Annotated in this window: 24 protein-coding genes and 2 pseudogenes; all 26 read right to left on the reverse strand. The window is 53.3% G+C overall.

Annotation, left to right across the window (positions count from 1 at the left end; genetic code table 11):
• Window positions 1-225 (reverse strand): annotated as a pseudogene (locus DW677_RS19150) (hypothetical protein); the annotation flags it as partial.
• Window positions 164-1,324: a hypothetical protein gene (locus tag DW677_RS03435; protein WP_117471897.1), complete on the reverse strand. Its 1,161-nt coding sequence runs from the start codon at window positions 1,322-1,324 to the stop codon at window positions 164-166. The pseudogene DW677_RS19150 and the gene DW677_RS03435, both read right to left, overlap by 62 nt.
• Window positions 1,321-1,635 carry a hypothetical protein gene (locus DW677_RS03440; RefSeq protein ID WP_242992101.1) on the reverse strand — a complete coding sequence of 105 codons (315 nt, stop codon included), beginning with the start codon at window positions 1,633-1,635 and terminating at the stop codon, window positions 1,321-1,323. Before DW677_RS03440 ends, DW677_RS03435 begins: the two co-directional genes overlap by 4 nt.
• Entirely contained in the window at window positions 1,628-2,491 is an 864-nt protein-coding gene (locus DW677_RS03445) for a CbrC family protein (protein ID WP_117471898.1), read from the reverse strand. Before DW677_RS03445 ends, DW677_RS03440 begins: the two co-directional genes overlap by 8 nt.
• Window positions 2,492-2,506: 15 nt before the next feature.
• Window positions 2,507-9,205: a DUF2185 domain-containing protein gene (locus DW677_RS03450; RefSeq protein WP_117566497.1), complete on the reverse strand. Its 6,699-nt coding sequence runs from the start codon at window positions 9,203-9,205 to the stop codon at window positions 2,507-2,509.
• A 42-nt stretch (window positions 9,206-9,247) separates the two neighbouring features.
• Entirely contained in the window at window positions 9,248-10,888 is a 1,641-nt protein-coding gene (locus tag DW677_RS18235) for a hypothetical protein (RefSeq protein ID WP_181968290.1), read from the reverse strand.
• 9 nt (window positions 10,889-10,897) lie between these two features.
• Complete coding sequence (locus DW677_RS03460) at window positions 10,898-11,197, reverse strand: hypothetical protein (protein WP_242990538.1); 300 nt, start codon at window positions 11,195-11,197, stop codon at window positions 10,898-10,900.
• Window positions 11,198-11,205: 8 nt separating this feature from the next.
• On the reverse strand, window positions 11,206-11,616 hold the full coding sequence (locus DW677_RS03465) for a hypothetical protein (RefSeq protein ID WP_117471900.1): 411 nt from the start codon (window positions 11,614-11,616) through the stop codon (window positions 11,206-11,208).
• Window positions 11,617-11,630: 14 nt separating this feature from the next.
• The gene (locus tag DW677_RS03470; protein ID WP_242992102.1) at window positions 11,631-12,317 is read right to left on the reverse strand and encodes a hypothetical protein; all 687 of its coding nucleotides are present in this window, start codon (window positions 12,315-12,317) and stop codon (window positions 11,631-11,633) included.
• 16 nt (window positions 12,318-12,333) lie between these two features.
• Window positions 12,334-12,630: a hypothetical protein gene (locus tag DW677_RS03475; RefSeq protein ID WP_117471902.1), complete on the reverse strand. Its 297-nt coding sequence runs from the start codon at window positions 12,628-12,630 to the stop codon at window positions 12,334-12,336.
• An 18-nt stretch (window positions 12,631-12,648) separates the two neighbouring features.
• Window positions 12,649-12,978: a hypothetical protein gene (locus DW677_RS03480; protein WP_117471904.1), complete on the reverse strand. Its 330-nt coding sequence runs from the start codon at window positions 12,976-12,978 to the stop codon at window positions 12,649-12,651.
• Window positions 12,968-13,411 carry an Imm51 family immunity protein gene (locus DW677_RS03485; RefSeq protein WP_117471906.1) on the reverse strand — a complete coding sequence of 148 codons (444 nt, stop codon included), beginning with the start codon at window positions 13,409-13,411 and terminating at the stop codon, window positions 12,968-12,970. The genes DW677_RS03480 and DW677_RS03485 overlap by 11 nt, the downstream gene beginning before the upstream one ends.
• A gap of 10 nt (window positions 13,412-13,421) precedes the next feature.
• A complete protein-coding gene (locus tag DW677_RS03490; RefSeq protein WP_181968291.1) occupies window positions 13,422-13,667 on the reverse strand; it encodes a hypothetical protein in 246 nt (81 codons plus the stop codon).
• A gap of 11 nt (window positions 13,668-13,678) precedes the next feature.
• Entirely contained in the window at window positions 13,679-14,269 is a 591-nt protein-coding gene (locus DW677_RS03495; protein WP_117471910.1) for a hypothetical protein, read from the reverse strand.
• Between the two features lie 17 nt (window positions 14,270-14,286).
• Window positions 14,287-14,523: a hypothetical protein gene (locus DW677_RS03500; protein WP_117471912.1), complete on the reverse strand. Its 237-nt coding sequence runs from the start codon at window positions 14,521-14,523 to the stop codon at window positions 14,287-14,289.
• Window positions 14,524-14,531: 8 nt separating this feature from the next.
• Entirely contained in the window at window positions 14,532-15,491 is a 960-nt protein-coding gene (locus tag DW677_RS03505) for an NTF2 fold immunity protein (RefSeq protein ID WP_117566499.1), read from the reverse strand.
• Window positions 15,492-15,502: 11 nt separating this feature from the next.
• Window positions 15,503-16,255, reverse strand: a complete 753-nt coding sequence (locus tag DW677_RS03510) for a DUF4241 domain-containing protein (RefSeq protein ID WP_117566500.1) — start codon at window positions 16,253-16,255, stop codon at window positions 15,503-15,505.
• Window positions 16,256-16,258: 3 nt separating this feature from the next.
• A complete protein-coding gene (locus DW677_RS03515) occupies window positions 16,259-16,606 on the reverse strand; it encodes a DUF6572 domain-containing protein (protein WP_117471918.1) in 348 nt (115 codons plus the stop codon).
• A 5-nt stretch (window positions 16,607-16,611) separates the two neighbouring features.
• Window positions 16,612-16,938 (reverse strand): DUF5713 family protein, encoded by a 327-nt coding sequence (locus DW677_RS03520; RefSeq protein WP_117471920.1) that lies wholly within the window; start codon window positions 16,936-16,938, stop codon window positions 16,612-16,614.
• 16 nt (window positions 16,939-16,954) lie between these two features.
• Window positions 16,955-17,494, reverse strand: a complete 540-nt coding sequence (locus DW677_RS03525) for a hypothetical protein (RefSeq protein WP_117566501.1) — start codon at window positions 17,492-17,494, stop codon at window positions 16,955-16,957.
• Window positions 17,495-17,519: 25 nt separating this feature from the next.
• On the reverse strand, window positions 17,520-18,554 hold the full coding sequence (locus DW677_RS03530) for a DKNYY domain-containing protein (RefSeq protein ID WP_242990540.1): 1,035 nt from the start codon (window positions 18,552-18,554) through the stop codon (window positions 17,520-17,522).
• Window positions 18,520-19,368 (reverse strand): annotated as a pseudogene (locus DW677_RS03535) (YwqG family protein). Before DW677_RS03535 ends, DW677_RS03530 begins: the two are co-directional and overlap by 35 nt.
• A 23-nt stretch (window positions 19,369-19,391) precedes the next feature.
• The gene (locus tag DW677_RS03540) at window positions 19,392-19,946 is read right to left on the reverse strand and encodes an SUKH-3 domain-containing protein (protein WP_117471926.1); all 555 of its coding nucleotides are present in this window, start codon (window positions 19,944-19,946) and stop codon (window positions 19,392-19,394) included.
• Window positions 19,947-19,968: 22 nt separating this feature from the next.
• A complete protein-coding gene (locus tag DW677_RS19155; RefSeq protein ID WP_117471928.1) occupies window positions 19,969-20,568 on the reverse strand; it encodes a hypothetical protein in 600 nt (199 codons plus the stop codon).
• Window positions 20,558-21,061 carry a DUF2004 domain-containing protein gene (locus tag DW677_RS03550; RefSeq protein WP_117471930.1) on the reverse strand — a complete coding sequence of 168 codons (504 nt, stop codon included), beginning with the start codon at window positions 21,059-21,061 and terminating at the stop codon, window positions 20,558-20,560. Before DW677_RS03550 ends, DW677_RS19155 begins: the two co-directional genes overlap by 11 nt.
• Before the next feature lie 84 nt (window positions 21,062-21,145).
• On the reverse strand, window positions 21,146-22,225 hold the full coding sequence (locus DW677_RS03555; protein ID WP_117471932.1) for an ankyrin repeat domain-containing protein: 1,080 nt from the start codon (window positions 22,223-22,225) through the stop codon (window positions 21,146-21,148).
• Window positions 22,226-22,252 lie beyond the last annotated feature (27 nt).

A 22,252-nucleotide genomic window follows, 5' to 3' on the forward strand; every position in this document is an offset into this window, starting at 1 on the left:
CTATATCATTTCATACAGCAGGGCAGCGTCGCCCTGCACCAGCTCCAGATGGGAACGCAGCGTTTCCAGTCCGCTTTGTACCGCCTCGGTGGGGAGGTTCCAGTCTGGGGCAATTTCGGCGGCCAGTTCCTGGAGATTCTGCTCCCGCTGAGCTGCCAGCAGTTTAGACGCCAGCTCTCCCGCCAGCAGAGCGCAATCCGGGGTATCCTCCGTCTGGGGAGCAGGAATAGATGCTCATGGCCCCGTAATCGGTGTGCAGAACAAGTCCGCTCCCAGTAAAGGCAAAATTCACCTGCCGCACCACAAAGGGGTCATCAATAGTGGCCAGCAGCTGGCCGCTGCCGATATCCCACAGCTCTATGGGGGAACTGCCACGATCCTGCTGAACAGCCATCAGGCTGCCCCTTGTCCGCACCATACAGGTGTCTGAAAAACTCAGCCCCTGCCGGACAGAAAACGGGAAAGGATTGTCTATCTCCTCTCCGGTCTGGGTCAGATAGAACTTACCGCCCACCGAGAAACACTGGTCATCCGGGGAGAAGAAGGGATGCCAGCCCTCATTGGGAATCACTACTTTTTGGGCAGATTTCAGATCGACCAGCACATACTCACCCTCGGTGACACGGTAGGCCGCTTTGCTTTGCCGGGGAGAGAGCATCCCAAAGCAGTAATAGGCAAAATTCGGATTCTTAGACTTCTTGCATTTTACCGTTTCCCGCCACACCTCTGTGTTGCTGCCAAAGTCAAAGACGATGATCTCCTCGCCCGTGTACCACAGGGCCAGGTCGCCGCTGGCATCCAGCATGGTCTTCATTCTGTTTTTCTTGTTGGCAAAAGGCGTGACCTCATGGGTGCGGAGTGAGAACTGCTGGAGAAGATAGCTGTTGTTCAGCAGCAGGGTATCATTGGGGCAGAGAACCTGCTCATAGGTCATCCGCTTGGCACCCAAAGAGACCGTTTCAAGAATCTCCCCGTTGCCATCGAAGTGATAAAGGATCTCGTCCTCAAAATCTCCGGCCATCCTCGTCAGGAAGAAGTCATCCCGTGTGAGAGCGGTAGCTAAGGGCATAAAACCGTTGCTATCCTTTCCGACAAACCGATGGCATCGCGCTTCTTCAACGGCGGCGTCCGGATTCTGATAGACAAATCCTTTCCGCATCTGGCCCATCATGGCGCTGGCCGCCTTGCTCTTGACCTGGAAGGCGGAGTCGCACAGAATCTCCTTGACCTTCCCGCTATTCAAGCAGGTTCGGATGGTATGTCCGTCAATTTCAATCCGCCACTGCTTATTTGTGGCGGGGTTGAGGAATGTTTTTTCAATCATGGTTTTGATTGTTCCTCCTTTCGGATCAGGATGCTTTTTCCCTCGGCGTTGATGCCATACAGGTCATCCAGATGGATGTGAAATCCATCCTCACGAATGGTTTCTGCCATACCCAGAGCGGCTTTCGCCAATAGGAGCAGCCCAGCCCGGTTTCCCGTTAATTCCAATTCATTTCCATCGGCATGAGTGGCAAAGGAGAGGTGGGCTTCCGGCTCCACTGGAAGGATGGGCAGTTGTTCATCATTGAATTGAATGGTCAGTGTTTTGGGGTTCATCACTTGTATCCCACCTTTTGAAAACTCCTCAATCAAAATCCATCCAAAGCAGGTGCTTTCCACAGTGGAGGCACTGGAACAGATAGCATTGCAGATGCCCGCCATTGACGGATTCCCGAATCATTTCTTTCTGCTCATCGTCCCACATGGGGTCGTCCAGCACCTCCTCCAGCACGCCCAGCGCCCGCAGTTCTCTGGCACCCACATAGCCCAAAAAGGCACAATAGTCGCCGCAGTGAGCGCGCCAGTATTCCTGCTGCCAGCCGGAATAGCCGGGAGTGCGGTGGATCAGCTCGTCCAGCTTCTCCGGATCGTCTACACCATCATCCAGAGAGAAATCATCTTGAAAACTACCATCATATTTCCGGGCCGCTTCGCCGTTGGCGATGCACTCTGGGCACAGATATGCAATATCCTCCACAGAAAAGAACGGATTTGTATAGAAAATATGGGTCATCTTGCCGCAGCAGTCACAGACAACGCCGTCTGCGGATTCCTCAAAAGCGCCGGTTGCCAACGGATTCGGATGATACCGGAAGGTGGGTAGGCCCAGCCGGGTCTGCCGCTCCTTCTCGTTCTGCTTTTCCTCTGGTGTTTTGGGCTTGGGGATGGCGTAATGATTGCCCCAGTTTTCCGCATAGTCCTTCAAGACTCCCAGCCGCTTGAGGGTCTTCTTGTCGGAACGATTTCCAATTTGGCAGAGCAGTTCGTAGGCGTCCTTCTTAAAGTCCAGGAGGTCATACACATCCACCAGCACTTCCTTGGCCTGCTGCTCCTCACTCTGCTCCAGTTCCTCCTTAAAAGTATAGAGAGCGCGGACACTGTCTGGATTTCCTTCTGTCTCCCGAAACTGCTTTTGTAGTTCAATATATTGCTTTAGGTATTCGTTCATGGTCACAACCTCCCATCAATCCCACCAGAAATACCAGACGGTGGATTGCCACAAGACATCTGCCAAGGAGCCAATGCTTCCATCCTCATTCTGATCCAGATCTGGGCAGAAGCCATATTGCTCCACAGCCACCTCCATAGCTCTTTCCTTGGAGATCGGAGTTGAAAGTTCAAACTCCAATTCATCGTGGCTCATGGCGGCAGGGATGGCACCATGCTGCTCGAACCAGTATTTTGCCACTGCCATCAGGTCCGGTGTGTCGGGACACTCATTCCAATTTCCAAAGGGCAGATAGGCGAATATCTCCCAGGGGTTCTTTACCGGAATTTTAGCCAGAATGAGCGGATATGTCATTCCGGTATCATCGTTCCAATAGTTTGCGAAGCGGTCGTTGGGTTCTCCGCCCTCCATCTCGCCCAGGACTTCCTCATCCCAGTCCATATCGTCATCCTCGGCTTCTTCCTTGCGCTGGCCGGTCAATTCCTCCAGAACCGCCTTGCCGTCTTTTACAGGGGCAGTCAGTATCTTCTTCCGGTACTCCTCCACGGTTTTGAGGTCAAATTCATAGCAGTCCGCATCATGCTCCGGGTCGGCGTTCATTACCAGGCATTCCAACAGCGTTTCATCATCCGCCTGGATAAGCACGGGAACAAAGCCCTCCCGTACCCCCAGCCGCTGGGCGTAGCTGTATGCCGACATGATGGGGTCATCATCTGCCATGGATGGGAAATAGGTACACTCGCAGTCCAGATACTCCATGATGGCCTGAGCCACCTCGGAAGGCTCCAGCGTATCCTCGTCGAAGTCCTGTCCCTGCCAGTTGGCGAAGCGTTCCTCAATCACTTGAGCCATAGCCTCATAGTAGTCCTCGTCAAAGGAGATGAACAGGTAGGCTTCATCTTGGAACTCATCGGAGTGATACCGCTCTGGGCCGAAGAAGCGGAGGGCGTTGTCGTCAACATCGGCAGGATAGTAGGGACTGTCGCCCTCTCCGTAGTAGTAGCCTGCAAAGGCACGGCCTTGCTGATTGAATAGCACAGAGAACAGACAGCCGTCCAGCTCATCCCGGATAAACTCCCGCAGATCCACGCTGACAGGGTCGGCTTTGACCTGTTTGGCCACTTCGCTGTATTCTTTAAGGAAGTCCTCGCCCATCAGGTCGTGCTCCATGCACCAGCGCAAGTAGATGGCCATGTGGTTGTAGGCATTGATGGGGGCAATAGGCAGTTCCTTCTCCTCAATGCTCTCAAGGTGATAGGAGGCATCGTCCATCTCGCCGTCAAAATCATCGTTAGAAAGGGTGCCTCTGGTGATGGCATCCTGGCGATCCGGCTCCACCATAAAGCTGATGCCGTCCATTTTGTCCAGCAAGGCATCCGCGTCATGGGCCATCTTATATTCCAATTCATCCCGGTAGAGGGGAAGCACCTGATAGAAGTTGACCTCCTCGCCGCTCGGCAGGATGCAGACCTCGCTGCCATCTTCAGTGTCCTGGGGACCGGTCAGAATGGCGGCGCACAGCTTTGTATCTTTTGCAAAGTCATCCTCATTGTCCATGGTATGGCCGAAGCCCAGCCAGGTATCACTGGCAATGGGCAGGCGAGCCAGCACTTTCAGCAGGCGGATGGGCCAGTACCACTTTTCGTCTTTCATGGACTCCTGATCCAGCTTCCAGTCCGCAGGCAGGGCGATAGCCAACTCCGCCCGCTCCAGCTTGTATTCCGCCAGCTTCTCCGGCACATTCATCCGGTGAGCGCCCATACCCATGGTGACCAGGGTGTAATAGTCCCGCTCCTCAGTGGGCGGCACCATGCAGATGTCCACATGGATGTCGGGAGAAACCAGCTCGTGGAACACATTCTCGATCTCACCGAAATACTGCTGGATGTGCCCCTCGACGGCCTCCATCTCCTCCTCAGTGTAGACTTCGGGATTACTGAATTCTTCCTCATCCTGCGTGTCATCATTGTCTGAGTGGTCGCAGCTGTCATCCTCCGGATCTCCCTTTATAGGCTCGTAACCAATCTTCAGGGTCATCTGTTCCTCTGGCAGAGAGACACCGGGGCTGCGGGTGATGGTGTGCTTATCGTCCGCAGAAAAACCGATAGTCTCGCCGTCTTGTAGCGTCACATCACACGCCAACACATAGGAGGCAAGGCTTGCCAAAAAGTCCCGCAGTTCCTCCGGCTCGGCGTCGGTGTTTAGCACCTCCATCTCTTCCTTGCCAAACACATCCATGCCGTAGGTGTAGCCGTTCAAGCCCCCCTCTCTCCGGTACAGGCCAAACCAGACCCAGTTGAAGATGGGTAGTTCGTCCTCTTTCATCATATCGGCAAGGCCCTCATAGAAACGAGGCTCAAATACCACACCGCTGGTATATATGCCGGTGGCGTATTTCTGCTTGCAGCACACTGCCAGCGCCTTGGTGAACAGCTTACCCCGTTCCAGCAGTTTTTCCTCCTCGCCCAACACAGCCACCATGATATGGGCCTTGTGCGCTTTGGCCGCTTCTATAGCTTCTGGCCACATATAGTTGTTTTCAGCGTTAATTTCCGCTTCATTGTCGGGGATATGGCCGTGGAAGAGTGTCGCAATCAGCATCATGTTGCCGATCCGCATTACCACAGCGTCATCACTGCTCTCATCATCTTCGTCGCCATCATCCGGCTCCTCATCTACGATGCCCCATTCTTCCCGCAGATCCCGGATCAACTGCTCCTTGTCCCACTCTGCTTTGGAGAGGAGCACAGACCCGGCAAAGGAGCCTTTACAGTCAGTTTCCTCCTCGTCAGCGTCATCATCTTCGTTAAGATCCTCTACATCTTCATCCAGATCATATAAGGATTCATGCTCCAGTCCGCGGATAAATTCCTCAAAGCTGTCTGCCAGATGGGTAATCTTGTAGTCGTTTTCCTGATCCACATGGACTACCGCAGGCTCTCCCTGGGGGCCGCAAGCCCGGTAGTCCAGGAAGATCATATCGTGTCCGGCGCTGGGACAGTCGCAGATGGCCACTCCGATGGCAGGATACTCCCACTCATCAATCATAAACTGGCTGCCCAATTCCCCGCAGAGGGAGTAGCTTTTTTCCCGTCCGATGCCGAAAATGCCGGTGATGGCCACATGGTCTTCTGCCCAACAGGTAGGCTCATCGCAGGGATAGCAGGTATTCACCGGAATGCCGCCGTTGTGTTGCTTCATCAGCCAGATGTAGGCGGCGGGCAGCTTGTAGCCCAGCTCCTCCTCCACACTGGCGATCAGCTCATCGGAAGGCGGCTCACTGATATATTCTTTCAGTGCATACCAATTATCATCCCAGAAGTTGGTGAGGTCGAAATCCTCAAAGGGGGTATCACCGGGCACGAATTTGGCCTTCTTGTTCCGGCTGCGCTGGCGTTTCCGGATCTCCTCCTTACACTCCTGAATCACCGCCGGGGCATCTGCGTCCTCCGGGTCCAGCTCTGCCCACCGCTGGGCGTAGGGAATGGCCTTTTCCTCCTGCCCATAGAGATACTGATAGCCGTAGGCCATCCGCATATTCCACTCTGACTTGTCCTGGCCTTCCTCCCGGACAGACTCCAGCACCTCAATGGCCCTCAGGAGGGCTTTGTCTCCCTTGGATTTCAAAGTACCCTCGTCATGGTTCCCGATGATGGCGTAGTTCTCCAGTGCCCGCGCCAGGGCGTAGGCGGTGCGGTAGTTCCGCCAGTCCTCCGGGATGGCATTCAATGCCTGAATACAGCGGGTGTACTCGTCCTCATCGTTCCACTGCTCCAACTGAGCGAAGAATGCTTCGGCGTTTTGTTGGGTATAAGGAATATAGTCCATGCCCGTCAGCGTCTCGTCCAACTCGTCATCCTGATTCTCAGTTTCTGGCCCATCATCTTGTTGCTTTAGGGGCACAGAACCTGCTTCACGGCGGAAGGTGTGGAAGATGGCCCATGGGATGTCCGTGCCTTCAAAGAACTCTTTCGCCATGTTCAGTGCCTCTCGGATGTCCCAGGCGATGAAGTCCACATAGCCGCAGTAGAGGCCGGTGGCCCCACCGGTAAGGGTGAGAACCTCCGGTCCGTCACCGGTGGTGAACAATTCCTCCAGCTTGTCCCGGAAGTCGAAGATCTTCTGACTGCCTTCCTCCTCCCGCAGGGTATCCAAGGGATAGCAGAAGAAGCCCGCCACCGCGCCATCGGCGTGGAGATCGTCCATGAAGTCATTGTCGACATTCAGATAGCCGTTGATGAGTGGCACACAGTTGGTGGAACCGGCCATCACATCCAGCCGCCAGTCGGCGTCCGGGTCCTGGTTGGGTTCCATTTTGTAGCCAAGGTAGCTCTCCAGATAGGCTTCCGGATCGGTGGAGAGTTCCAGCCCCCGCTCCTTCAGAGCGTCGGGAAGCTGGGACATAAGAATGGACGGCTCCGCCTTGGGTTCCACCAACACATCAAAGTTGTCTATGTATCTCATGTGTGGGATCTCGCCCAGCACCTGATCGGTGAGGGTGGTGAGCATCCACCAGGCCCGGCCTTCCTCCTCCCGGAGCATGGGCAGCAGCTTTTCGCAGTAGGCGGAGATGGCGAAGCTGTTTTCACCCTGCTCCTCCAGCCAGATCTGCACATCCTCCCCGGAGATGTCCCAGCCATCCTCGGTACGCAGGCCGATGTTTCGGATGGGCTGGCGGCCCACCAGGATGTTCCAGTGCTCCAGCACCTCTTTGGGGGCGTGCTTCTGGAAGTAGACCAGCTCAAACAGCTTGACCTTGTCCCCCTCCGGGGTGAGAATCAGCTCATGCTTTTCGCCATTGAAGCCCATTTCGAAGGAAATTTCATCAAAAACCAGATTCAGGGTTTCCTGCATTTGGGCCACGATCTCCGCACCACGGGTGTGATCCTTGTCCTCGTCCATCATCTGGCGCAATTCTGCTTCCATTTCGGCAAAGGTTTCCCACCAGTTCTCTGTCCGCTCTCGGAAGCACTCCGAGAACTGCGGCAGGGAAATGCCCTTCCCGCACCAGTCGATCAGTTCCTCAATGTCCTGTCTGGTGTTGAGCTTAGGATCATCACCGGGATGCAGTTCCAGAGCTTTTTCAAAATACCGCAGAGCGCGGCCCTCCTGATCCAGATAATAATAGGCATACCCCATGCGGAAATTCCAGGAATTAGTGTCTCCCAGTTCCTCCTCGTGGGACTTCATCAATTCCAGTGCCCTGTGAAGCAGCTTTCTTCCCTCCGGCTCGCTGGGGTCCGCCAGGTTGTTGTAGGCTCGCGCCAGCTCCATATCGATTTCCGGGGTACGCTCCTCGGCGGGGATGGCCTCCAGCGCGTCAATGATCTTCTGGTGTTTGCTCTCCTCATGCCACTTCTGGCACTGCTTCAAAATATCCATATCAGGCTCCTCCTCGTCCTCATCCGGTTTCCAGTCTTTGATCTGCTGGAACACGCCATTCTCATCCCGCTCAAAGGCGCAGGGAGCGGGCATATGCAGCAGCGGAATGATGTCGGAATCGTCGTTGCAGATCGTATTCAGCTTGTAGATCCCTGCGTTGTTGGGGTCGTCCATGTACGCCTCGCTCTCGTCACCAGCGGTGAAGCGCCAGCCGCTGTCCCAGCCGCCGTCCGGCTCCTCCCGGTAGCAGTAGCCAACCTTGCAGCCCTCCACCGTGATGCGGTTGGTGGCGATGCAGCCATCGGCACCTTCCCAGTCGGGAAGCAGACGTTTCACATCTTCCGCCTTTACATGGTAGTTCCGGTTACGGCCGGAGACTTCGTACAGCTCTTTCCGCAGCATCTCCACCTGATAAGCCATATCCGTGATCTCATCCTCGCCCATCATCTCACTGATGTCATAGGACAGAGGATCTTGGACAAAGTCCGCCAGGACCTTGTCCATGGCCTCGTGTTCCTCCAACGTGGCGGTGATGCGGATACGGCGGGCGGGGGTGTTGCACTCGTCCAGATCGTGGAGGTTCACACTGCCGCTGACGCTGCACTCCAGCAGGATGGCGGCCAGGTCGGTGACCACATCAATGGCGAAGTGGAAGTCCATCTCCACGCCATTGGAGTGGGTGAACTCCAGATACTCCACAGTCTGGCGGAAGTCCCAGTTCTGCTTGTCCAGACCGATCTTGGCGAAAATCTCGCTGAGGGGGATCTCCTCCTTTTTCTGATCCTCTAAAAATGCCACAAGGTTCAGACTGTCATCGGAACCGCCAATAAAGTTGCCCCAGTATTTTTTGATATACATTTGTCGTGCCTCCTGTTCTGAAGCCAGTCGCTCAATGAGCTGATTCAAGTGTTCCAACCATGCAGGAGCGATCTCACCGCTGTCCTCGTTCTTCCAAAGATCCACAATCTCACGGATGCCGTCCTCGTCCGGCACTTCGTTTTTGATGTCGGTGAGCTGACACAGCAGGAAGGCAAGGGCTTCTTTGGATGCTGTGAAACCGGTAACTTTATCCCATATAGCTTCTTCATGATCGTAGTCCAGCTTGCCGTTATCCTTCCATTGGAAATACAGCTCCGCCAGAGCCATCGCAGTATTGTCAAAGAGGAAGTCGATTTGTGAGAAGTCAGATCCCAGCATGACCTCCTCTTTCATCAGTTCGATCATCTCGCCCAGATCCATTACCGGATGCTCCGGTACATATTCATTTTTAAGGATGTCCAGTACATCCAGCCCTTCGTCACGCTCTAATGCTTTTATGCCCCATGCTCCCATGTCGGCACCTCTCTTTCTTTATTTTGTATCAAGCTTCTATTGTCAATCATAGTTCTCCAGCCGAATGATAGGCCGATAAAAGTCATAATCTCCGTTTAGTTCATTGTCCTCCTGCACTTCCGGCTTACAGTGGGGCGAACAGGGCAGGAAACCGAGAAATGGGCCCAGCCCACCGCAGATATTACATCCGCCATCGCCGCCGCAGGTGGTAAGCCTATCAGCCTGCACCACTTCCCGCATATAGGGATCGTAGGCGATGGACAGGCCGAAGAAGTTGGGTTCCTCCATGTCATAGGGCCGGTTCTCATCCTCATCCATGTCCTCAAACCAGTGCAGATGCATGGAGTAGTCTAACCCATCTCCCCATGGGAACAGGGTCCGACATCCGCCGCCACACAGGTAGGCCCACTCGTCCACCGTGGGCAGCGAAAGCCCCTGCTTTTCCAGCCTGGCAAGAAGCGCATTGTAGTCTGTGCGGTTATAAATCCAGGTCTGAAATCCATCTTCTGTCCGTTCTATGCGAGCCGACTGATGCAAGGTAAGACTGCTGCTGTCACTCCAGGCAAAATCCCGGAACTCCTTCAGCCAGTCAGGATGGGCGGTCAGTCTGGAATCATCTATCTTGACTGGCTCCCAGCAGAGTTCCTCCAACTCCCGGCCCACCAGCATGGGGCCAATGGCCGCCTGCCGAACGGGAGCCATGCTTTCCCGGATCATCTCCTCCGGGTTCTGCGGTTCCATCTCCCACTCCTGGAACAGATAGTCCAATTCCTCCCGGCTCTCCTGATTCAGTCCCACGGCAAACTGCTCCCAGCCCAGGGTGACGGTATCTCCGGGGACAAAGACGAACTCCCGGCCATCTTTCTCGAAGATGCCGGTGGTGCAGCTCTGGCCCCAACGGTCAAAGGTATGTAGACCGAGAAAGGTCATATCATAACGAGCAGCCAGGCTTTCCATCAGCGCCTGCTTCTCGGTGTTTTCCATTTGATTGAATTGGGTGCGAAATAGTTTTTCGTTCATGGAAAGTCCTCCTTCAATCCTTTTTGCGTGTTCCAGCAGATAGCTCCGACCATCCTGCTTGGCCCGTTCCAAGTATTGTGGAAGCAGGTCGGAATGGATGGCATCCAGTGAGACCAGAACGGCGATCCGCTGGTATTCCTGAAGCTCAGGAGAGTAACAGTTGCGCTCCCAAAACAGCGGAGCGAACTGTTCCACACAGTCAGGACGCAGAGCGGGCATCGCCAAAAGCGCCCGACGGCTCACATATTCATTGGGGTCCTTTGCGAAATCCAGAATTATGTCCCTGACTTTCTGACTACATGAGCATTCCGGCAGATAGGCGGCAAACTGCCACTTGGCCTCACTCTCATTGGAGGCTGAGGCCCTGCGGCAGAGGCACTCAAACCATTGGGGATGGGAAGTGGTTTCCTGTATAAATCCCTCCGCTTCGTTGTCCCTGGCAATTAAATAGACCATCTCATCCATCAGGACGCTGTCTGCCATTTCTACATTCATTTGGGTCAACACATGGCAAAAGGCATCAAATATATCATTCCACGCAGGGTAATCAACCTCCCACACACCGCCAATCTCCTCGGTGGTTTTTCCGGGATAAGTGATTTCCTGCCACTGATGAAATTTTCTTGCCTGCTCCAGCAGGCACTCCCTGATGTCCTTTGCCATACGCTTACCTCACGATTCTTTGCACCATTTCTCCACTTTGTCATTCTGAGATGCCCGTTCTACACTGCGAACCGCCTCTGTCAACAGCGCAGGAAGTTGATCCCTATCTGCCGTTTCATACTGCTTGACCGGATGCACCCAATCAAAATCCCGAATGACAAGAATGATATATCTGTCCTGATACCAGCCCATATCCAACAAAAATCCGTTTGGATATTCCACTTGCAGTATATCTTCTTTTTGTGTGTCATCCAGAAAGGTGACCGTTCCGGTGCCAAAATCCACCTTGCGCCACGCTTGAACCATCATTTATCCTCCTACAGCTTATCCCAATTTTCCTGCAAATCGCCCTGCATCAAGTGCTGGGCAATGGCTTGGTTCAGTTCCTTGCGGCAATAATAATCTTCCTGCTCCATGCCGCGAACGCATTCCTCCATCAACGCCTCCGGAGAAACTCCTTCTCGTTTGCCATAAAGGTGGCCGAAGGCATAGCACACTGACTTGAGAAAGCCGAAAATATAGTCATGATTTCCACGCATACTGGGTAGGTCGTTGAAGGAACCCATGCCTCCGTATGCCCGAAGGTGGTGGGCGACCTCCCGCCGCTGGGTCCAGTCCTCAATATCCCGCTCCAGCCAGTCGATCCAGTTTTCAAATTCAGGGTGATCAGCCAACAAAATTAGGCGCAGGCAAGACAGAGCCTCGGTATAAATATCTGTCTGTTTCATCAGATTCCTCCTAACTATTCTCCGAAATGTTCCAGATACAATTCCCGCACGGAATAGGGGCCTACAAGAGTCGTTTCCTGTCTGCCATCCCAGGAATACACATGAATTTTGCCTTCATCTCCAATGTATTGCTGATCTTCAAAGGGTGCGGGAAAGGGAAAACTCTCTACCACGCTCCAGTCGATCTCGGATTTCAACGCATCAAACTCCTCGCGCTTGAGCCTTTTGAAATTAAACACCAATGCTGACCCGATTCCATCGAACAGCAGGTCAGCATATTCTCTGGTGGTGATGCTCGCGCTCACATTGGCGGCATCAATATTGACATCCAGAACCTTGTTTCCGCAGTTTGTCCAGATTTTATCAGGAGAGAACCAGGTGGCGCGTTCCTCAGCGTCTGCAAAGTCCTCACGGGGATACCATCCGTTTGCGCTGTCCGGCTTGACGCCTTCCCGAAGCGGCCCGTTGTACGGGGAAAGCGGATAATATCGGTGCCGCACCGGATCAAATCGGTGAAACGAAATTTTCAGCAGATACCTATGCTTTTCGCTGCGCATGAGCTTATGGGGCTTCACGATATGTTCTTTGATCAAACTCCAAATGTACTCATCCACACGGATGGATACACGGGGGCGGCCGAATAGTATGATTTTGTTGGTGTCTGTATCCACATTGATCCAGACGCGATTGATCTCAACCATTGTCATTCCTCGCTTTTCAAAACGCTCCGCTATAAAATCGGCTTTCCCAGATAGCCTCAAATTCCGCTTTCTCTATGACGCAGGCGTGGAATTCCTCGCCCCAGACATGGGCGTTCAGTTCATCCACGGTGGGGATCGGCGTGATCTCGATAGCGCCTTCGTAAAGAGCAGGGATATTGCGGGTGCGGCCATCCGCAAAGATGTCAATGGAGCGGAGAGCCAGCCGCTCATTTCCTGTATCCACTTCATAGAGGATCACCAATGGTTCTCCCTCCGGTGCGTCCTCCCAAAAGAGCTTGATATATTCAATCATCTCGATACCCTCATCGTATCATTTGAAATAGTAATACCAATTCCCGCCAAATTCCCGGTCACATTCCTCCTGGGAGGCAAAGGTGCAGTCCTTGATTCCCTCAATGGGGTAATGACGCTTTATCAGCTGCTCTCTGTGATAGGAATTGATCTGTTCCGTCAGGCCGCTCCGCCGCGCCGTCTCTAATTGCGAGTCGGTGGCAAAGATGTAGGACACAAAGTAGTTGTCCGGCTGGATGTACCAACCAAACTCAATGGCCTGCTGGATGTCAGCGAAGTGATTTTTCACATCCTCCATGCAGGCTTCTATTACTTTTCGCCATGCAAACTCCTGCTCCTTATTTCTCATGTTCCACCTCACCTATACCCAGATAAGTCCGCATCGCTTTTACATCATCACAGGCCGCCCGGATCATTTTGGACAGCAGCATCAAATCGTCGATGTACTGGGAGTACACGCAGAACACATCCTCGTCGGAGTCGAAGTGAAACAGATCCACGCCGCTGTTACTTTCCTCGAACTCCTGGATCACGCCCCGGACAAGCTGTTCCCAGTCCTTGCTGCTGCCGATCAGTCCCAGTCGTCGGAATTCCTCTGTCCGGAATCCGTCGCTGATCTTTAGCAGAAGGGAGATCGCATAGGGGTGGTGGGGAATGAGAAAGAATGGCGCGATCTGCTCTGGTTTCACCCAAATTTTGAAGGGCGGGCGCAGATCAGGTATCCAGGGCAAGATTTCCCATTCGTCCTCTGGCCGGTTTCCGTATTGGCAAAGGTCTTTCATAGTGTTCTCCTCATTCGATGTCGCTTAGTTCTTCTTTCAAATCCAGTGGAGCACCGTCCAGAGATGTGATCTGTGACAGTTCTGTTTCTGTCAGATTTTTCAGGAAAATGCAGTATTCGTCCGGGTGGCCTCCCACAAACTCCATTTTAGGCATCCCGATCTGCTGTGGGTCGGTGATCCACAGGCAAGGCTCTCCCGTTGCCCAAAAGTGAGTCAGAGTAAGAATTTGGCCGTTGTAAATTACTTTCTGTTCCATTCTCATTTCTCCTACATTTTCTTCAGCAGCTTCACGATCCGCTCCCGATTCTTTGCGGTTTTCATAAAGGTTGGAAGATGATCGGCCTGGGTCTTTTTCGCTCTTCCCGGCGGCTTTTCCCGCAAATCGGCACTGAGATAGTCGATCAGATAGGCAAGGTGCTCCCGGTTGAGGGCCCAGACTGGCTTACCCTGGAAGGAGGTCAAAAACCAAAGTTCCAGGCCAAAATAGGGTTCTCGTCCGTTCTGAATATCAGCAATGTAGGAGAAAGCCTCCGCTGTTTTATGGACTTCTCCCGACATGATTGCCCCGCAATAGGGACAGGCCACATGGAGAACGGAAAAGTGCTGTTTTGCTGTATCTTCAATATCCACTCGGTAGTACCTGCCGCAGTTTTTGCATTGGTTATGAACATCATAGCGGTAAATCGTCCAGTCACAGATTTCCTGATGACCGCAGCTCAGGCATCGGAAATAGGCGTTGTCATCATCCGCTGTCACCACACCTGCGCCGTGGCACTTGGGGCATTTCACCTGGATGCCGGTGGCGAGGGCGCTGTAGGCACTATATGTAAAGTAGGGTTCATCAACAATTCGGCTCATGCGCCCACACACTCCTTTCATCCGTCTTTCTCTAAATAAAATCCCCATACGCAGTTGGAGAACTCTCCAGCAGCAAAGCGGTGGATCTGCCCGTCAATCTCTACCTGCCAGACCTCGAAGGTATGGTTTTGGTGATAGATCGGGTCTTGGACTTTTACTCGCTTCCCAGTGGGTTGCCAGTCGTAGTCAAAGATGTTCACACCGAACAATTTGCATTGACCGTCCGAGCCAAAGGTTTCATATTCCCAAGCCATGTGATGCCTCACAATCCTGTTCGCTGCCAGCCGTCCAGCCGCTCCTGCACCGCATCGATCATCCAGCCCTCGCCCACGCGCTTCATGAGGAAACGACGGTCAAAGCCGGTGTTTTTCTCTCTGGTGTAAATGTAGAGCTTGTTTTTGGTAATCTGCTCTGCGTCAAGGAATTCTTCCCCGTTGTAGGTGCCCTGGGCGCTGTATGAGAGGCCCAGAGGTCGATAGCCCGGACGGGGCTTTTCGCTCACATACTTCTCCCAAATTGCCAGCACGCGGGGCACAGCATCAGCATCTTCAAACCCAGCCTGCTCCATGTATTTCTCCCATTCTGTCATCTCGGCAAAGAAAGCGGACAAGATTCTGCGACATTCTTCCGCCGCCTGCCCATCCAGTTGGACGGGCTTTTTGGCCTTTTCCCGTTGGAGCTGGGAGAAGTGTTCCATCTGCTTCTTGGTGAATTGCACATGGGATACCGGCTCAATGCGGTTGTTGCCGGCGCTGGCCAACAGGCCCTCATAGGTAACGGCGGTATGGTCGATCTGGATGTGGGAGAGCTTGGGGATGGAAGCCGCCTGGAGCAGACCGGCATCATCCAGCCCGGTCCGGTTAAGGGTCAAAAGGTCCAGCTTGCAGCCTTGCAAGGAGGACAGGCCGCTGCCGTGAATGGCGGCGTTGCCGTCCAACAGCAGATAGCGCAGCTTGGGCATAGCAGAAAAAACGGGAAAGCAGGCGTCGGTGAGCGCACCGTCCTCCACGCTGAAGTTGGCCATGCTTTTATGCCCGGCAAAGGGGGCAAGCAGTTCATCGGTCACCGGATAGCCTTTCACATGAAAGCCCACCAGGGTGTAACCGGCCAGCTGCTCCATGATCTCTGCGGTCAGCTCCGGGACTTCAAATTGCTTTTCCCCATCTAAGGTCAGGACACCGCTCTCCCAGTTCACTGTCCGCGCCCGTTTCGGTAATTCCATAGTGCGCCTCCTTATTCCTGCTCCTTGTAGCTGGCTTCAATGTCGATGAAGCGCACATACACGGCGCAGACTTCGCCCTTGGCGTCGTAGCCGAAGTAGACGGGATAGTAACCATCACCCCAGCCGGAGGAGAAGATGGGCAGGTTGCAGTCCGTGTCCGGCACTGTCCAGTTGAGCCAGTCGCCGCAGTCCCCCTGATATTTGGGGTAGGCTTGGGCGTTTTCCTCCAGTAAGTCGCAGAACAGGTCGTTGTAGGGGTCAATGTCCGGGGCTTCCTCCAGCCGCTTAGCCCAGTATGTCTTGAAAGCCGCCTGGGTCTGGATGTCCGCAACGCAGCCCATCCCGGCGTCTACGCCAAAGCCAAAATAATCGTCCTCGTCCAGATCTTCTTTGCCCGTCATACCCAACTCATAGCGGACAGGCTTCTCCCGACTGACCTCCACCTTGACACAGGCGTAGCGGTCGCCGTATTTTTCACTGGGCACCACGCAGATCTTTACGGGATAAGTCCCGGCGGGGATCGTCTGGATTAAGGGCGGTGTATCCTCCAGCTCCACCAGAGGATCGCAGGCGAAGATCGTCCCGGTAGGGAAGTGGACGGCACCAATGTCCAGCACATTCACGCCCATGTTCCCAATCACTTTTTCTGTGAAATGAGCGTCCAGGTCCGTTTTGCAGACCAGTTTATCCTTGATTGATTCGTATTTATTTAGCCATTCGGTAGTCGGCATAGTGGTTTCCTCCTGTTGATTCGGTTTAAGCATCGGTCAGCTCTCTACAATGCGAACCTGTTTTCCTCCAATTTCTATTTCCAGCTCTACGCCATAGTCCTCTGCCCAAGCAGGGCACTTGCTGAGCAGGGCCAGGATGTGCTCATCCGGCTCCCGGCCAAGGGTCACACGCAGAATTACGGGCCGATCCCCATATTCCTTTTGAAATTCCTCGCTCTGGGTGTGGTTCAGATAGCCCTCCATCTTGTCCAGCAGGGCCTTCTGCGTTTCCGGGGAGCCGTCAATAAAGCCATTGCAGACCAAAACCATTAGAACTTCTCCGGTTTTGGTTTCTGCCAGAATGTCGATCTTATCCAGTTCGCCAAACATTTTTTCAATGGACATCGTTTTCACCAATCCCTTTCCCGGATGGCCTCCTCGGTGTCAATGGGGATGCCAAACCACTCCAGAATGTAGGCCACGGTTGCCGCGATACATTCCCGTGCCACCGTTTCGATCTCGCTGTCGTTCTCGTCAAACTCCTCCTGGAGATCATTGATGCCGCAGACCGCCTCGTCCAGCGTTTCCTGCACCACTTCGGTATCGGTTTCGCCGCCTTCCAACAGGTCGATGACCTTCTGAAGCTCGTCCTTTACCTTGTCTACCAGAAAAGCAGGATAGTAATCGTCCTGATACATCTCGTCCAGCAGTTTATAATTCGGATCAAATGTTTTCATCGTGATTCCTCCTTTCTCATTCAAACATCAAACCGTATGATTCGGTCAAGCTTCCGTCGTCCTCGTGGAATATACACTGATACACGGGCTCACGCTGGGTTGCTTTGCGGAACCGCTCCAGAACCGGAGCCAGCGGCTCACCGGTAGGGATACCGAGCGCATCAGACACCCGCCGCAAGCTATCCATATCTTCCAAGTTTGTGTTACGCTGTCTCTGCCCATATTCCTCCAGTGTTTTGGAATCTACATACTGCTTTGCGTCACAGCAGTCGTGCCAGCAGATACAGCTCACAATCAGGGAAAAGAGAGCGTCCATGCTCTCGGCCAGACGGCCTGCCTCACCTTCGCTGCTGTAATATCCAATGGAGCCATCTTCCAACAGGTGGTATTCTCCGCCGGAGCCATCTCTGGCAAACGCCATGCCGGGCATTGAAAAGGTGCATCGGCCTTCCGCGTCATCCCGCGGGGATAACTCATCCAGCAGGAAGAAGTCGAACAGCGAATCAAATTCCTCTGCCAAATCAGGGTTTTCATGCAGTATTTTCAAATAGTCCATTGTCGTTTTCCTCCGTTTACGGTTTTTAGGTTATCTCGTGCAGCCTTTCCAGCCACAGTGTTTCGTCTATCATCTCATCGTTCTGGTAAAAATGGTCTTTGTCGCGGGCCAGATGATCGGCAAGCGGAGCCGCATCCATAGGAGTGCAGACTGTGAAACTGTCCCGATCCGCCCCCTTGATCTCCCGGTTGAGGTAATACACCCGCTTGGCATCGCGGGAATACCAGTGCCCAAGTAGTTCCCAGGAAGTCAGCTCTGCCTTTGGAAGCTGTTTGCCGTAGGCATAGATCCGTTTCTCATCCCTGGCAAAATAGGTATCGCCCAACGAGCGGAAAGAGGAAACTTCCGCGCCCTTGATGATTTTCACCCTGCCGTCCCCGTTATGAAAGTAGACCTGCCGGCTGTCCTTTGCATATCCCTGGGGCGCACCTGAATCGTTCTGGCCATTGTCTAATACCTGGAAGGCTGCCAGATCTACATCTGGAATTCTCCCGCTGGTGGTGTAGACGGCTGCTTTGTCAATCGCGTAGGCATAGTTTAACACCCGAAACGATGCCGGGACTGCTCCACGCAGGCGAATCCCGCCGAGAAAGCAGGCCGTAGAGGATTTGCCCCAGTAACGCCAGCAGCAGAAGTCTTTGGGCGCAACACCCTTCAACAAGCCGTTTTCATATAGGCCAGAGAAATAGACGGCTCCATCCCGAAGGAAAAATTCGTTGTCCACCGGCTCTGTGTTGGTGATTGGTTGCAGCGTTTCTTCGTGCTCGGCTGTGATGCTCAGTTCAATCTCATCGTCGCTGTAAATCAAGTAGAGCCCATGAGGAGCCTTTCTATCGAAATGCAGTTCAATGTCATGGTATTTGAGGATCAAAGGTTTCCCATCGCTTTTCATGGTGGAAACGGCATCAGGATTCCCGAAGATTTCTATGACCTCATCCTGCGATATTCCGAATTTCAGCGGTAAAATGTCCCGCGGATTCTGTAATATTTGATTGCGCCAAATAGTAAAGTCCTGTTTCATGTTTTTAGTAGCACTGGAGGACCAGCCATATCCGATCAAAGCGGCGGGCTGCCAGGTCCTCTTTGGTGATGTAGAAATAGATGTGCCCGCAGTTTCCGAACATCAGCTCGAAGTCGCCATACTCCACGATATCCAGCTGGAACAGCAGCATCCAGCGGTCACGGGCCGTTTCTTCCGCCCGCTGACGAACCTCCTTTGGAATCTTAACCCAGCCATTGCCCAGATAGTATCCTTGGTTAACCAAATCACATTCGGCAAACATGCTGTTCTAGATCACATAGGGCCAGCCCAGCAGCTGGGAGCGGTCATCCGGGTCCTCTGGGTCCTCGCCGGTCAGTTCCTCCCATGCATCGTTGAAAGCCTCGTCATCCTTCTCATCCGGGAACACCTCATGGAAGTCCTGCCAGGAAGGATAGGAGTATTTTGCGTCCATCTTGATCTTGACCATAGGAAATTTGAAATCTTCCTCCATATCAACAGGAAAGTTTGCAGCGGACAGTGCCGAAAGATCCTCAAACCAATAGACGCGGGCGCAGCCCTTGTCCTTGGGGTCATAGCCCCAGCACTGGGTATCCGTTTCATAGAAGAAGGAGAGCAGGCCGTGATCGGGCAGAAGATGCTCTTTGTCAAACTGGGCCAGCTCCTCACAGTTGAACTGTGCCAGGAAAGTGAGGGGACGATCCTTCACCACATGGTCATAGCTCTCGCCCTCATAAGTAGGCCAAACGAAGTCCGGGGGCACATCCGGCTTCCCACCGAAGCGGGTGGCGCCCAGCTTATATTTTTCTTTCTTAGCAATTTTCAACACAATGCTGTTTTTGCCCAACGACTCCAGTTTTTCTTTCATGTTCATAACATTTTCTCCTTATTGTTTCGTCATACCTTTCCATCCAGTGCCTCAACTGTTTTCATGGCAGCGGAATCAAAGTTGCACTGCCGCAGTTCCCGTTCGATCAGGGCAAACACATCAGGAAAGCACTCAATCTCGTCCTGATACTCATATTTCGCATACAGTTTCCCGTACTCCGAGATCCAAACCTCTGCCGGGTAGTAGTAGCCGATGTGACCGATGGGCTGGCACTTCTGACCGGCAGCCTGTTCGATTTCCGCCAGCTCACAGCCGGACATATCCCGGAAATAGGCTTCTTCCAAATGGTTTTTGATCTCGTTGACCAGGTAAGGGAACAAAGCAAACTCAAAGTCAGCCGCCCATTTCAGCTTTTTCTGCGCCAAGTACCACTCGCAGCACAGGCCGAAATACTTGCGGTAAAATCGTTGGGTGGTCTTCATCATCGGGACGCCATGATCGGCGTAATACTTCTCCGCAATGGAAATATCCACACTGCGGCCTTCGTACCATCCGGCGTACTCCATCAGCTGCTTAACCTTGCTGCCCAGATCGCCAGAGATAGGGATGCGTTCTTTCGTCATGGTAGTATCCTCCTGTCTTTCGTCACCACAGCCGGTCGATCTGGGTATATATCTTATTCGGTTCTCTGTCCATAAAACTGGTCAATGAGTCGGTGGGTTCTGCAAGCGGCATCACATTCAAAATGTCCAGCACATAATACCAGATCCCGGTGTCCCAGTCTCGGAACCGCCCATTGCAGACAGCCCGACCATAATCACCAGGAATCAAATCCAGTGCCAGCTCATTGAGAGGCTGTTTTTGCCCGGTCTTATCATAGGTATATCGCTCCGGCATCGCACCAATATGCCAATCATAGCGGTAACGCACCTGGATTCCGGACTCCAGCTGAATCAGTTCAAAAGGGTGAAGCCGCATTGTGCTATTAGGCTTCCATTCCATTAGCCTGCGACAGTCCTTATCGATCTGAAATCCATCGGGCCTCTGTAAGATAGATACAAAGTGTGTAGGCAGGCCAAAGGAATAGTAAGAGAAGAAGTCTTTAGGCAGCCGCATCGCTCTGGGATACTGGTTTCGTTGTGCGGCGGCGTTTCCGCCCCGACAGTCTTTATACCATTGCAGGCGGATCTGCTGGATCAGAAGTGTGGGCAGATATTTTTCTCTTTTTCGTTCCTCAGCTCTCATGTGTGATACAGAAAATCTCCTTCTTCAAATCAAAGTAGACCACCATCAGTTCGTCGGTGATTTCCGGATTGAAGGACAGATCCAGAATGAAAACTTGCTGGTTCATCTCGCTATCCACCAGGCTGCCAAACCGTTTGAGCCGCAAAAAGTCCACCATCTCAGTAAAGGACAGCTTGGCCAGGTCGGTTCCTGGAAAAAGATCCGCCGCAATATCAGGGCCTACCTCGTCCCGGTGGAACTCCATGAAAAATGTCACAACGCTATGGTAGCAGCTGTCCTCGTCCGCCAGCGCCCCTTTGATAGCGGCTTTGGCCTTTTCCGCCAGTTTCTCCGCCTCATCCAGCATTTCTCCCACCGCATCCATAGCGGCAGGATCAGCAGTCAGTTCTTCCTCTACATCGAAAAGAAAGGGAAGTCCCGATTCCTCGGGAAAGGTGAAGATCTCCTCGCCGGGCGTATATGGTAAATCAATGCGTTTACAATTCAGTTTCATCATGGTATCCTCCTTACCCCTCAATGCAGGCAGCTTTGAGATGGGTGATGTAAGTTCTGTTTTCTTCTGTCATCGGTTTGCTCCTTATTCCTCAAACTCACCCTCGATCATCCCGTTCAGATACCGGCCTGGGTCTGCGATGAAGTCGTCCCATTTGGCCAGAGGGTGGAATTCCTCATGCTCGATGTCCAGATACCACAGCTTTTTGTCCCTGGGGCTCCACAGCAGCAGGTAGTCGCTGTAATTATCCATGGCCGCCATGAGGGAGAGCAGCTTTTTTCGTTTCCAGGTCATCTCCTGCACATCCATGTAGGCGTACAGCTCCGCCCATTTCACCCATTCCTGCTCCTGGAACTCCAGCCGCAGGGGGCCGGTTTTTAGATATTCCACCAGCTTGGCGGGCAGCTTATAGGGCATGAGCTGCCGGACCTTTTCCTGTTCGTTGTGCCATTCCTCCGGTTCCAAGGCTTTTAAGTAGTCGGCCAGCTCCTGATTTTTGTTCTGCACCGCCACGGTGTAAGGCCGGTCGCCGTATTTGTCAGCAATGGTGATGTCGGCTCCTTGCTCAATGAGCCAACGCACCATGGGGAGATTTTTGTGTCGGACAGCTTCAGTGACAGCGGTGGAGGCGTTCGGAAACACCATGTCCGGCTTGTGGTAATTGATGTCTGCCCCTTTTTCCAGAAGCAGTCGGGCAAGTTTGGTATTGCCTTCGGACACAGCGGCCCGGAATGCCTCGCCGCCAAACTTGTCCACTGTGATCCCGGCTTGCTCCAGCACCTGGATATTCTCCGGGCGCTTGCCCCAGCGCACTTCCTGGAAGGCCCGCTCTTTCTGCTTCGGGCTGAGTTTTGCGGCCTGTCCAGCAAAGAGCGCCACCACCTCTGACCCACAACAGCGGACAGCGGTGAGCAGCAAGGGCTGTTCCTCTGCCAGACCGGAATCAGCTCCATGCTCCAGTAGGAAGTGAATCATGGGCACATCATTCCGAAAAACCGCGATTTCCAATGGCATTAGCTTGATGTATTCGCTGAGTTGGATGGGAACATCTAAATCCAGACCGTCTTGGAGCAGCGCCTCCAGCTTGGGAGTGTCATGATCACAGATGGCGGCAGCCGTTTCCGGGAGAGTCTCCCAGCGGCCAATATATGCAATTTGGTACATAAGACACCTGCTTTCGTTGTTGTTTCA

Source organism: Clostridium sp. AM25-23AC (assembly GCF_003435125.1).
In the GTDB taxonomy this organism is placed as follows: domain Bacteria; phylum Bacillota; class Clostridia; order Lachnospirales; family Lachnospiraceae; genus Pilosibacter; species Pilosibacter fragilis.